Source organism: Anaerosporobacter sp., from assembly GCF_031551385.1.
Lineage (GTDB): Bacteria > Bacillota > Clostridia > Lachnospirales > Lachnospiraceae > Anaerosporobacter.
Genome location: NZ_JAVBNS010000199.1, coordinates 1 through 11898, shown reverse-complemented (window position 1 = coordinate 11898; position 11898 = coordinate 1). Strand labels below are relative to the sequence as shown.

At 33.7% G+C, this 11898-nt stretch carries 14 protein-coding genes and 1 other annotated feature; all 14 genes read right to left on the bottom strand.

Annotation, left to right across the window (positions count from 1 at the left end; genetic code table 11):
• Positions 1–77: 77 nt before the first annotated feature.
• The gene (gene argS, locus RMR19_RS15820) at positions 78–1850 is read right to left on the bottom strand and encodes an arginine--tRNA ligase (RefSeq protein ID WP_310604470.1); all 1773 of its coding nucleotides are present in this window, start codon (positions 1848–1850) and stop codon (positions 78–80) included.
• Positions 1851–1922: 72 nt separating this feature from the next.
• Positions 1923–2143, bottom strand: a binding site (T-box leader).
• Between the two features lie 42 nt (positions 2144–2185).
• Positions 2186–2515, bottom strand: coding sequence for a DUF1622 domain-containing protein (locus RMR19_RS15815; RefSeq protein WP_310604469.1), 330 nt, complete (start codon positions 2513–2515; stop codon positions 2186–2188).
• A 136-nt stretch (positions 2516–2651) separates the two neighbouring features.
• Positions 2652–2846 carry a PspC domain-containing protein gene (locus RMR19_RS15810; RefSeq protein ID WP_310604468.1) on the bottom strand — a complete coding sequence of 65 codons (195 nt, stop codon included), beginning with the start codon at positions 2844–2846 and terminating at the stop codon, positions 2652–2654.
• 76 nt (positions 2847–2922) lie between these two features.
• Complete coding sequence (locus RMR19_RS15805) at positions 2923–3762, bottom strand: DUF4097 family beta strand repeat-containing protein (protein ID WP_310604467.1); 840 nt, start codon at positions 3760–3762, stop codon at positions 2923–2925.
• Positions 3759–4514 (bottom strand): DUF1700 domain-containing protein, encoded by a 756-nt coding sequence (locus tag RMR19_RS15800; RefSeq protein ID WP_310604466.1) that lies wholly within the window; start codon positions 4512–4514, stop codon positions 3759–3761. Before RMR19_RS15800 ends, RMR19_RS15805 begins: the two co-directional genes overlap by 4 nt.
• Positions 4515–4832, bottom strand: a complete 318-nt coding sequence (locus tag RMR19_RS15795) for a PadR family transcriptional regulator (protein WP_310604465.1) — start codon at positions 4830–4832, stop codon at positions 4515–4517.
• Positions 4833–5102: 270 nt separating this feature from the next.
• Entirely contained in the window at positions 5103–5432 is a 330-nt protein-coding gene (locus tag RMR19_RS15790) for a hypothetical protein (RefSeq protein WP_310604464.1), read from the bottom strand.
• A gap of 463 nt (positions 5433–5895) precedes the next feature.
• The gene (locus tag RMR19_RS15785; protein ID WP_310604463.1) at positions 5896–6180 is read right to left on the bottom strand and encodes a hypothetical protein; all 285 of its coding nucleotides are present in this window, start codon (positions 6178–6180) and stop codon (positions 5896–5898) included.
• A 144-nt stretch (positions 6181–6324) separates the two neighbouring features.
• A complete protein-coding gene (locus tag RMR19_RS15780) occupies positions 6325–6807 on the bottom strand; it encodes a hypothetical protein (RefSeq protein ID WP_310604462.1) in 483 nt (160 codons plus the stop codon).
• A 429-nt stretch (positions 6808–7236) separates the two neighbouring features.
• Entirely contained in the window at positions 7237–7956 is a 720-nt protein-coding gene (locus tag RMR19_RS15775; RefSeq protein ID WP_310604461.1) for a hypothetical protein, read from the bottom strand.
• The gene (locus tag RMR19_RS15770; RefSeq protein WP_310604460.1) at positions 7944–8627 is read right to left on the bottom strand and encodes a hypothetical protein; all 684 of its coding nucleotides are present in this window, start codon (positions 8625–8627) and stop codon (positions 7944–7946) included. The genes RMR19_RS15775 and RMR19_RS15770 overlap by 13 nt, the downstream gene beginning before the upstream one ends.
• 368 nt (positions 8628–8995) lie before the next feature.
• Positions 8996–9457 (bottom strand): hypothetical protein, encoded by a 462-nt coding sequence (locus tag RMR19_RS15765; protein ID WP_310604459.1) that lies wholly within the window; start codon positions 9455–9457, stop codon positions 8996–8998.
• Entirely contained in the window at positions 9457–10707 is a 1251-nt protein-coding gene (locus tag RMR19_RS15760; protein WP_310604458.1) for a hypothetical protein, read from the bottom strand. Before RMR19_RS15760 ends, RMR19_RS15765 begins: the two co-directional genes overlap by 1 nt.
• A 22-nt stretch (positions 10708–10729) precedes the next feature.
• On the bottom strand, positions 10730–11898 hold a 1169-nt coding region (locus RMR19_RS15755; RefSeq protein WP_310604457.1), incomplete at its 5' end, for a hypothetical protein.

Sequence of the window (11898 nt, the reverse complement as noted above, 5' to 3'; positions counted from 1 at the left end):
ATAAAATACTGTCTTTCTCTAAATTTCTGTATATTACTAATTTAGCTATTTCACGAAACATCGTATCGCTTCCTTCCTTACATTCTGTCTGGAGCTTCAATTCCTAACAATTCAATACATGTATTAAGAACATTGCATGTTAATGTAATTAATTGAATCCAAGAAGCACGAACCTTCTCATCTTCATTTGCAATAATTTTATTCTCATGATAAAACTTATTGAATGCATTTGATAAATCATAGATATATTGGCATACTCTATGTGGTGCATTCTCTGCAAATGCTGTTGTAATTGTATCACTGAATTTTGTTAACTCTAACATTAGTGCTGTTTCACTCTCGCCTGTTGCTGGTAACATCTTACTTGTAGCAATTGTATCAACACCTGTAACTTCTTTGTATTTATTAAGGATTGACTTAATACGAACAATTGTATATAGAATATATGGGCCTGTATCTCCTTCAAATGAAGTGAAACGCTCCACATCAAAGATATAGTCTTTTGATGCTTGGTTTGATAAATCACCATATTTGATTGCCGCAATACCTACTTTGTTTGCTATTTCCTTAGCTTCTTCCTCTTGCATATCTCGGTTACTCATAATCTTATCGTATACAGCTGTTGTAATCTCTGAAATAAGATTTTCAAGACGCATTACTCCACCATCTCTTGTTTTAAATGGTTTTCCATCTTTTCCATTCATTGTACCAAATCCTAGGAATGTCAACTTCACATGTTCACCAACTAGATTTGTTTTCTTTGCGCAACGGAATACTTGTTCAAAGTATAATTCTTGACGTTTATCTACAACATATGTGATGACATCTGGATTAAATAGTTCTGCACGTTCTACGATAGTTGCTAGATCTGTTGTATTGTATAGTGTTGCACCATCTGATTTTAAAATCATACATGGAGGAATTTCTTTTGTATCGGTTTCCTCTTTTACATCAACAACTAATGCACCTTCACTGATATGTGCATATCCGCCATTTTTCAGATAATCTACCATGCCTGGGATATAACCTTGTGCATCACTTTCCTTTTTCCATAAGTCAAAGGATACATTTAACTTGTCATAATTTTTCTTTAAGTCTGTTACTGATACATTCAAGATATGATTCCATAATGCAACATAACCGCTTTTTCCACTTTGTAATTCAAATGTCGCATTCTTTGCTTCCTCTTTGAATTCTGGATGTTCTTTTGAGTATGCATTGGCATATGGATAGATTTCTTCTAATTCCGAAATCGTAAATGGTGCTTCCTCTGGATATTCTCCTTCAAAGCTCTCATCAAAATAAACCAATTCTGGTTGACGTTTCTTTAATTCTGTAATGATTAATCCCATCTGAAGACCCCAATCTCCAAGATGTACATCACCGATTACATTATGTCCTGCGAAACGGCTGATTCTCTTCACACTTTCACCGATGACTGCTGAACGTAAATGTCCTACATGAAGCGGTTTTGCTACGTTTGGTCCGCCGTAATCAATTACAATTGTCTTTGGATTTTCTGCTTTTTCAAAACCAAAGTTTTCTTCCTTCGCCATGTCATTAATATAGTCAGCTAAATATTCTTCACTTACTTTGATGTTAATAAATCCTGGTGCTACTGCTACGATTTCTTTGAACATTGTGTAATCTTCTAATTTCGCAACTACCTCATTTGCAATCATGATCGGTGCTTTCTTATACTGTTTCGCAGCTGCCATTGCACCATTACATTGGTATTGGCATAAATCTGGACGATTCGATAATGACACTGCTCCATATTTTTCAGTATATCCACAAGCGATAAATGCAATCTTAACCTCTTGCGTAATCATATCAATTAGCTTCTTCATATTATCTACCTCTTTTCTTTGTTTTTCATAGGAACACTTTCCCATAAACTAAAAAACGTCTCTTATCAAACGATAAGAGACGAAGTTATTCCGTGGTACCACTCTAATTGACTGTATATGCTACAGTCCACTTAACACTTTAACGCAGCTAACGTCAGAATCTTATCGGCTTTGCCATACTCGAATCTGCTTCTCCAAGTTCCTTTTCTTTGCCTTGCACTTATAGGACTCACACCAATCTCCTACTCGCTGAAAGTACGAAAAACAAATACTCTTCTCTTCCTTGAATTTGTCTTATATAACTATATTTACGTTCCATTATAAAAGCTAACGTTTTACTTGTCAATATGTATTCCTTTTTCCTCTTCTTTTATTTCCCAATGAATTAAGAAGGTTAATGCTGCTCGTAACACAATAATCCCTCCTACTATTGCTATCTCCTTCCACTCTCGCACAATTACAGTTCGAAGTATTTCGCTTCCTAACTTAAATTCCAGTCCTAGTGCCAATCCTTTTGCTAACACGATTCGAGTTTCCTTACTTCTGCGAACATACTTGTATACACTTACGATTCCAGTCCAAACGATAATGATGATACCTACAAATTCAAAGAATAAAATTGCTATTTCTACAATGTGTTCTAATAAATTCTGTAAAAATTCCATCTTCTCAGCCCCTTTGTCTGTCTTTTCTACAGTATACCACAAATGCTAAAACCAAACAAGATTTCTGACAATGGAACATCGCGAAAAGGCGAAGAATCTCTCCGACTCTTCGCCCTTATAATGTATTTACACATAATTATCTTTCATAACGAACTGGCATTATAATTGCTGCTACGATATAAGCTAACACCCCAGAACCACCCATACAGCCAAAAATAACCCATAATAAACGAACCAATGTTGGATCAATATTAATATACTCTGCAATTCCTGCACACACTCCACATAATTTCTTGTCTGTTGCTGAACGATATAATCTTTTTTGTTCCATAAGTCATTCCTCCATATTCTAATTAATACATATTTTCTCGTATCTTTACTCTTTGTATTATAAACATACTATACACCTAATCATTAAAAACTTCAACGCTTCCCATACCACATTCAACCTTAAAATAGTATTCTGCGTCATCACCCTTTATCTTACTGTCACTTATAAATGAATAACTTGCTTTGTTAAGCTTAACACTTCCTAAACCACAACTTACCTTGAATTCATATCTACTCTCAGGTTCACTAAGTCTAAGTGAAATATGTCCTAGTCCACAGCTCGCTTTACTCTCTCCACGAATATCACCTTTGATATCCATTTCTCCTAAACCACAATCTAAGTCAACACTACTTGCTGTTAAATCTTTAATACCGATTTTACCTGCTCCTACATGTAAATCACTTCTTTCTTTAATGACTAATTGATTTGCAAATAACTCGCCTGCACCCATCTCAAAAACAACATTTGTAGCTTCCATGTCACACAATTCTACTCTACCAGCACCAAGTTTTATACTTAAATCTTCTGGTTTAAAATCATCTGGTACATAGATTACAACACTATAGTTTGAATTATTATTATCGAGGAAGGGAATATCAAACCCAAACACCTGAAAACCATTTCCATTATCTTTAATCGTCCATACATCATCATCCACAAAACTACTAAAGGTTTTCTTGTTCATATTCGTTGCATCGATGGCAAATGTTTCTCCACGCTTGATTTTGACATTTCCAATATTCAGTTCGATTTTTATTGATGTGATTTCTGCATCATATTCACTTTGCAAATCCAATCCACTCCCATTCATAGCCATGCCATTAGCACCCCCTGCCTTTGCAATACATATAAATACAAATCCCAAAAACATTACTATTCCACTAATTCTCAAACAATTCTTTGTAAAAAGATTCACGCCATCGCCCTCCTTCTAAATGGTAGTTTGCAAAGATATACAAAACCTCTAATTGACTTCGGAATTAATACTGCACTTGCTTTTGTCATGATTGCAAATAGTAAGCCAATGCCGATAAGTAGTAAGCCTACACCCACTGCCATAAGTGCTTCCATTGGAAAAATCAAAAACTGAGAAATTCCACCTATCACTGCAAGCACTCCTCCCAATGTTAAACCAAAACTTATTCCGCCAAATGTAGCTACTAAAGCAAACACAAGTGCTACCATTGTTATAAAGAATGCAAAAGCAGTGGCTATCAATGGAATACCTACTGGTATGAAGAAAATTATTGCTAAAATAAATAGTGTTTTCGGAAACTTTGTATATTCATACACATATGTTGGTTCTTTTTCTTGTTGTTCATTCCCAAATCCATTTGATGTATTATAGTTCGCATTTTGATTTGCGTTTTGATAATTTGGTGTTTCTACTCTTGCAACCTCTTCTTGATTTTTCTTATCAAATGCAGGATTATAATACCCCTTCTCTGTGAATTCTCCACTATCCTTTGTTGCTTCGTTTCTTAAATCTTCTTGTATTATAGCAGCAACTTGTTCTGGACTACCAAGCTCTCTAATAACGTGTTCTTCATTCTCGATACCAGCATCTTCAAAATAATCTTCATAGTATCGAATTGCTTCTTGCCTATCTGCATTTGGTATGTTTTGAAGAAGGTTTTCTAATTCACTTAAAAACTCCTGTCTATTCATCTATTCCACCCCCACAAAAATATTACTTATACTTGTTGAATATTTCTTCCATTCATTACAATACATTCTAAGTTGCGCTCTTCCTTCATTTGTCACCTTATAATACCTTCGATTTCTACCACCAAATTCCATATCATATACTTCCAAGCAATTATCTTTTAATAGCCTTCTAAGCACTGGGTACAAGGTAGATTCTGAAATATCGATCGCTTGTTGAACATCTTGCGTTATTTTGTATCCATATGTGCCATTTTCATCTTTCGATACAACTGCTAAAACAATTGCATCTAGTAATGCGGCACCTGTATTAAATACCATATCTCCAACCTCCTTATGTTTCTTCTTTGAAACATATATTATCTCACTCGATATATTGTTTTGTTTCTTATATTGTTCTTATATCAATACTATACGTCATATAATATTATGTGTCAATACAATATTGTAGACTCTATAAAAGTCATTACATTTGTCATATTCGTGTGACAAATGCCATAGAGCATACTTCTTGTTTTATAGTTAAAGAACCCAGTTAATAGATCGAATTCTCTATTAACTGGGTTCTTTAATTACAACAATATTAATTTATTATCCTATAAAAACAGTATTACTTTCATCTTCAAAAGCTTCTGGTAACTTTTCGATAAGCAATCCAACTCTTATCTCCATTACCTTCTTCTCGCCTTCTCTTAGGTTTCCCTTTTTCCACTTTGTTACTTTATGTAACTCTTCTATAATATGTGGCAATTCTTCTTTTGTAAATTCTAAACCTTGTTCCACCCTTGATAAAAATTCTAATTGCAATTCCTCTATTGCTTTTTTCCAATACGAATTAAAAAAATATTTCGAAGCAATGGGAATACTAAAACCTTCATCTAATTCATTTTTTGCATTTTTCATAACTGCTACTACTGACATTAACTTCGCCCCCGTTTCGCGCGGATTACACCCTAACTATAATCCGAAAACCTTTATTTTACTTTTGTTGCTTCTAAACTATTTTAGACTATGTCCTTCAAGTTCAGATAAATTCCTCTCGTCCCTCTCCTTTCATTTTACTTTTAGTATTTATTACTATCTTATTTTACTACAAAAGTACTTTTCTCGTATATGGTAAAATAATACTACATACAAGGGGGATTTGAGTTATTTTGGCTAGTATGGTTTTGCATTCGCTGCAAGACGAAGAAAATGTTTCCATTGATACCATATTTATCAACAGAAACATTTTTGTATTTGGTTATGTTGGATTTTATTCGGTTCAGCACCAGTTAATTTAGATATAACACTTATGTAAAGTTCATCTAAACTAATTTAAATATATAAAAAATAGCTTTCTCTCGTTCCTTTTTATTCTTTTATTAGAATATAATACTTCACATCAACTCAATACTTCAATCTTACACTCTTTGATTTTTTTACATAATCCAAATAATATATACGACAAAATTTCATCAATTGATAATTCATCTGCAATAATAGCCATTAACGCAGTTTCCAGTTTTGTCGTAGCAATCATAGATTTTTCATTTTCTAAATAAAAGTCTGTATAAAAACTTGAATTGTTCAAATCCTTGTAAATATATTGCTGTATCCCTTTGCAATTCGTTTCTTCATAATTATTCACCAGTTTACTTACCAGATAAAAATTTTCTGTTTTTTCCATGTAATACTTCTACCATTATCATAAATTTGAACGTTAATAATTTCCTTAGTATCCTTTTCTTCATAAGCAAGAATTGGATACAGCTTATTTATGCTTATTCCTTCATTGTCACTGTTTTTTTTGATTTTAATATCATTCACTTCATTACTCAGCGTCTATTTTTTGAGGACTCTTATAACACCAGTCATTATCAAACTTTTGATTATAAATAGATTGAATATCTTTATATTCGTAAAACCACTCCATCTCATCCCAAAATATATCATTTTGATTCAATGTCATATATTCATATATAAATTCTAGTAACATTTTTTCACAGCCACTAAAATCTTCAATATTTATAACTTGATTCAATCTTCCTTCTTTTATTATCCAATCATACTCTGAGTCATATATATCTTCAGACTTTCCATAGACATATAATAATATCTGCTGTTGATTATCCGCTTCAAATGTATTCGCTATATTGACAGTTAAATAGTCATAGGTTCCATCTTCATACTTCTTCCATTCCTTTCCCATTCTAAATTGTAGACCTGCTTTTATAGTCGCTAGCTTAATATCATTAATAATTTTTTTAATATCAATATTTTCTTTCTTTTTTAATACAACTCCTGATAATCCCATTAACGTATTACTCCTTTCAATTCATCTAATCCATTAACAACAATTATCCCCATCGCTCTTAGTTCTTTCAGCTTTGCAATATTCGTAGGATTGTCATACTTAAAGAAAGAAATCAAACTACAAGCATGATATGAAGCAAGTCTTTTGATAAAATCCCAGTCAGTATCCCTATACTATACTAAGAATTCTTTCGTCGCAGCATCTTTTCATTCTCCTAACTTGTACTGCATATCGCTATAATTACTCTCTATCTTTTTCATGAGATTTTCCTTTTTAGTATTTATTACTAACTTATTTCACCACAATTAACCTTTTATGTATATAGTAAAATAATAATATCTGCTGTTGGTTATCCACTTCAAATACATTTGCTATATTGACAGTTAAGTAGTCATAGATTCCTTCTACATACGCTCTTTAAGTTCGTTATTATGTCCTTTGATGTAGTTCCATCAATCGTTCTAGATTTTTGCACTTCATTGCATTAGGATTAATTTCAAAAATTTCATTAATAAACTCACTAGTTTTTTTGTGAATTTCTTCAAAAAAATCTTCCTTTTTTATCACTTCATCTTTCCAAAAAAATTCTTTTTTCTCCACTTCTTTTATTACAACAGATTCTGCTCCTGTTATCCCCTGATTTGACGTGAATTTACTAATAATCAAAACATCTTTTTCACATTTAAATTCAATCCATAGTCCTGAAGTTTCAGGAACAGAAAAAGCCACATAATCCTTTTCTTTCAATTCCACTGCAACTTGATTAAGAAGATTAAACCAATCATCAATGTACTCATTTAAGAAAGTAGCTTCTTGCAAAACTCCTCCTTGAATTTTTTCATTAAAACTTATCTCTATTTGTCCCTCTATAAACACATAAGCATTGTCAACAATACTCATCAGTTCCTCTTTTCCCTCATCTATTATTATATATTCAATTTTAAACATGCTATAGCCTCCTTTCTCATCGATAACATACAGCGATGCATATCGAATTGATTCTGCACTATGTAATAAATCCATCTCTTCGCTCGCTTCTATTATGCCTCGTATTCTTACTTTCCCATGTTCATTGACTTTTTTATAGATACTGCATTCCTCTATCGTTAGAAAATCAACAAGGGAAAGTTCTATTCTTAAATCGCGCATCCCTTTCCATCTCCTTTTCTATCCTTCGTCTCATCACTTATGGATTGTATTACCTGCAATAGAAGCGGTTTCCATAGGATATGGTCACTGTAGATACAGTTGAAAATTCCATGCACCATCTTTCCCTCAATTGGGAAGCAGTACCAAAATTGATAAATCTTCTCATCCAACCCGTGCGATTTAAAATCAAACCAACCAATTGTAATACACCCACGTTCCTCTATAGCATCATTCTCATTACCATCTTTTAGCTCAATTGTTTCCTGCCCTGCAGCTACATCGTCTTTCCATACATTCATTTCCTCATTATCAAAGAATACATTTGCTGGCTGTATTCGCTTGATTATCATTCGCATTCCCTCTTTTGCTTCCTTCACCATCTCATTCGTAAGAGCAGTATCCACAACAGAGAATGTAAAATTAACATCACCCATCTCATTTGTCTTAATAATTTCTGGTCTATTCTCAGATGGATATTTTATCTTTGCATACTCATAAGGCATATCTACAAACTTCTTCGGCAACATAATACTCATCTTTCCATCAAATAGTTCCTGACGTTCAAACTCGAATAACTCTTCTTTTATGTAAACGCCTTTGTAGATATCTCCTCTTTCATTTACTTTGTAGGCATTCATTGCTTCTATTACGATTTCATCTTCAAATCGCATATTGAAAAAACAGAAAATAATATCAATTGTAAAATTAATTTCACTTACTCCTAATAATTTTTTTAAATAGTTATGTATCAAATGCAAAAACAGCTAGTAAATTTATCTACTAACTGCTTTTACATAAATTATTTTTTTCGCTTCACTTTCTATAATACCATTTAAAAATACTTAAAAATCAAACCCAACTAAAGTCTTATATAGTAACCCATACTCTAAATACTCTTTTAATGTTAGCAATAACCTTTTTTTCATCATTTTCCACCTTGGCTGAACATCTAAGTATTCAACAAACAACTCCATAAGTTGTCCATCATACATTTCACCTTCGAGAGGACTATGAAAAAACAAAATACTTTCAAAAAATTTTAGCGTACCCTAGGATCTTTATAACACCACTCGCAATCGAATATAGTTTCTGCTATCTTTTTTATATCTTCAACAGAATAATACCATTTCTGTTCATTAAAAAATATATCTTCTGGACACAATTTTAAATATTCAAATGCAAATGACAATAACATATCCTCACACTCAGAAAAATTTTCAATATTAATGATTTGATTCAGAGACTTATCCTTTCGTATCCAATCGTAGTCATCATCGTATATATCTTCTGATTTATCATAAATATACATCAAGAAATCCCTTCCATCATTATGAATAACATTAAGAGTAATGTATTCATAAGTACCATCACTTCTTTGTTCAAAATCAATTCCATTTTGATACTTCATACCTGCATTTAATATTGCAACCTTTATTGTTTCCACTATCTCCTCAAAATTTATATACTTTTTTTCCCTTAAGATAATTCCCGATAATCCCATCACTTTACCACCTTTCGTAACTCTTCCAATCCATTTACCACAATTATTCCCATATCTTGAATTTTTTTTATCTTAGCAACATTATTTTGAACTGTCATATCAATCAATTCATCAATATACAAAATAACTTTCTTACCATTAACATTAATATAATTGCTCTTTGTACTATCCACATATTTCATAAGCTGTTTATCTTTTACAGAAGCTATTGATGTTTTCACTTCGATTAAGACCTTTTCAGTAGCTACATCAATATCACCTATTGTGTTACCGCTTATATTCTTTACCTTATTAGCATAGTCAGTTATTTTTGTATTTATAATTTTCCTTAAATAATCCGCTACCTTTGCCTCTGTTCTTGTTCCCACATCTGCACTATTCAAATTTTTGTTTATTGCATCTTCTATAGACGCACCTATTTGTTTTGGAATTCTTATCTTTTCACCTGCTGCATTTATGTAGTCAATATAATTATCAGTTTCCTTAATAATTCGCAAAATATTACACTCGTCCACAGCACCAACCACATCATCCACCTTATCAACAACTTTCGGCGTCGTACTCTCTCCAGCTTCTGCCACCGCAGCAGCTCCACCGCCCTTAATCTTCGGTACAATCTTAGCTCCAATCCATTTGATTAATTTACCTGCGCCATACATACCAGCTCCAAACAGTGCACCAAATATACCATCTTTAAGAACCTTACCTGAGTCAACTTCACCAGTTCTGAACAGTTGCTCTAGCACACTTCCTTCTACACCTGATATATATCCTTCTGCAATAAACAATTCCAGCCCTGCATACCCCAAACCTTCCAAATATGCAAAATTTGTTACCGCAATAAATCCCTGCATACAACCAAGAAATGCTTCTTCCATATACTCTATCGGTTCACTATTATGGTTATTTTTTATATCTTCGCCTACTTTTTTCCCCACATAAACAGTTCCTACAATCATAGTTGCTGCAGCCACTACTTTAGGCCCTGCTGGCAAAGTTGCACCACCCGATAATACTACACTTCCGGCCCATACCACAACAACTAGTCCAGCAGCAACACCTGCCGCTAACTTCCACCAACTAAATTTCTCTTCTTTTGGTTTCGGAATAACCTTCTCAATTAGTGTATCATTAATTGCTTCGAAATGGTATCTCCTTCTTCCCACTAACTGTATACTTTTCGCAAACAAGTCAAATTCATTTGCCATCGTTAAGGTTGCTCCATCTTGTCCACACACCTCGATATCCATCTCTCTCCTCCTTTCTTCCCTTCTACTCTATCTTCACCAAACCTCCTTCCACAACAATGTCTTCCTTCATACAAATCTTTGAATCCCCTTGAATCAGTTCAATTGATTCCGAACCTTCTATCTTCATACTTTCACTGGCACTGCTTAGCTCTAATTTCTCCTCAGATTGTATCAAGATATCCTTATCGCTTGTAATCGTAATTCCTTCCTCATCATCAAGAACAATACTCATTCCATTATTGTTTGTCATCGTAATGGACGTTGGCGTTAGTTCTATCATCTTGTTGTATTTATTCGTGATGGACTTATTATCGGGATTACTTCTTGGTGGTTCTTTACTTTCTGCATTGCCTGTATCGGCTATATTTGCTCCACCGCCAATACTTATATTTACAGTTCCGCCACTTGTCGTTCCTGTATTACTGCTAGCACTGGATGTACTAACAGTACTTGCACTGCTCTTACTTGCTTCCGAGCTTCCTTCCTCTCCATCATCTACATGAATTGCACTAATTACATAGGCATCCTTTTCATACTCATTCGGAAAGTAGAGTCGTACTTTATCTCCCGATTCAGGCATACAGTACCAGCCACTTCCATCAGGCGAGGAATATACCGTTGAAAACGGAAAGCTTTTTGCCGTTGAACTATCCTGCTTACCATCAATCTCAATACTTACCTTTACTTTTGAGCCCGCTACTGATAGAATCGTTGCTGCTAATGATGCTCCTATTATCTTGGTATTATATTGTTTTTGTTGTTGAAAGCCACCTTCCGTTTTTAGCTGATAATGGTGAATGAGTTCTCCTCGTAATAATTCACTGTCCACTTGATATACGTAACAAGGTTTACCTTGAAACAGCACCTTTGTTCCCAAATCATAGAACTCTCTGCTGTCAAAGCAATAGTAACAAGCGTCTTCTTTCGTTAATCCTGTTACACCGTTTTTCTTCTTTAAGAGAAATTCATCCGTAGCACTCTCTACTTCATAGCTAATTGGGTCAATCTCAACCGCTTTGTCACTTAAAAACTCTCCCATGTAGAAACGAATACCTTCCATCTTGAAGAACGGAATCAAGCTACAACCATGATGTGACGCAAGTCTTTTGATAAACTCCCAGTCTGTCTCCCTGTACTGCACTAAGAATTCTTTCGTTGCAACATCTTTCCATTCACCTAGCTTGTACTGCA

Bases quoted from the DNA above. Each gene is read 5' to 3' on its own strand.
- argS (WP_310604470.1), bottom strand. From the start codon at position 1,850: ATGAAGAAGCTAATTGATATGATTACGCAAGAGGTTAAGATTGCATTT.
- RMR19_RS15815 (WP_310604469.1), bottom strand. From the start codon at position 2,515: ATGGAATTTTTACAGAATTTATTAGAACACATTGTAGAAATAGCAATT.
- RMR19_RS15810 (WP_310604468.1), bottom strand. From the start codon at position 2,846: ATGGAACAAAAAAGATTATATCGTTCAGCAACAGACAAGAAATTATGT.
- RMR19_RS15800 (WP_310604466.1), bottom strand. From the start codon at position 4,514: ATGAATAGACAGGAGTTTTTAAGTGAATTAGAAAACCTTCTTCAAAAC.
- RMR19_RS15795 (WP_310604465.1), bottom strand. From the start codon at position 4,832: ATGGTATTTAATACAGGTGCCGCATTACTAGATGCAATTGTTTTAGCA.
- RMR19_RS15790 (WP_310604464.1), bottom strand. From the start codon at position 5,432: ATGTCAGTAGTAGCAGTTATGAAAAATGCAAAAAATGAATTAGATGAA.
- RMR19_RS15785 (WP_310604463.1), bottom strand. From the start codon at position 6,180: ATGGAAAAAACAGAAAATTTTTATCTGGTAAGTAAACTGGTGAATAAT.
- RMR19_RS15780 (WP_310604462.1), bottom strand. From the start codon at position 6,807: ATGGGATTATCAGGAGTTGTATTAAAAAAGAAAGAAAATATTGATATT.
- RMR19_RS15775 (WP_310604461.1), bottom strand. From the start codon at position 7,956: ATGCGCGATTTAAGAATAGAACTTTCCCTTGTTGATTTTCTAACGATA.
- RMR19_RS15770 (WP_310604460.1), bottom strand. From the start codon at position 8,627: ATGCGATTTGAAGATGAAATCGTAATAGAAGCAATGAATGCCTACAAA.
- RMR19_RS15765 (WP_310604459.1), bottom strand. From the start codon at position 9,457: ATGGGATTATCGGGAATTATCTTAAGGGAAAAAAAGTATATAAATTTT.
- RMR19_RS15760 (WP_310604458.1), bottom strand. From the start codon at position 10,707: ATGGATATCGAGGTGTGTGGACAAGATGGAGCAACCTTAACGATGGCA.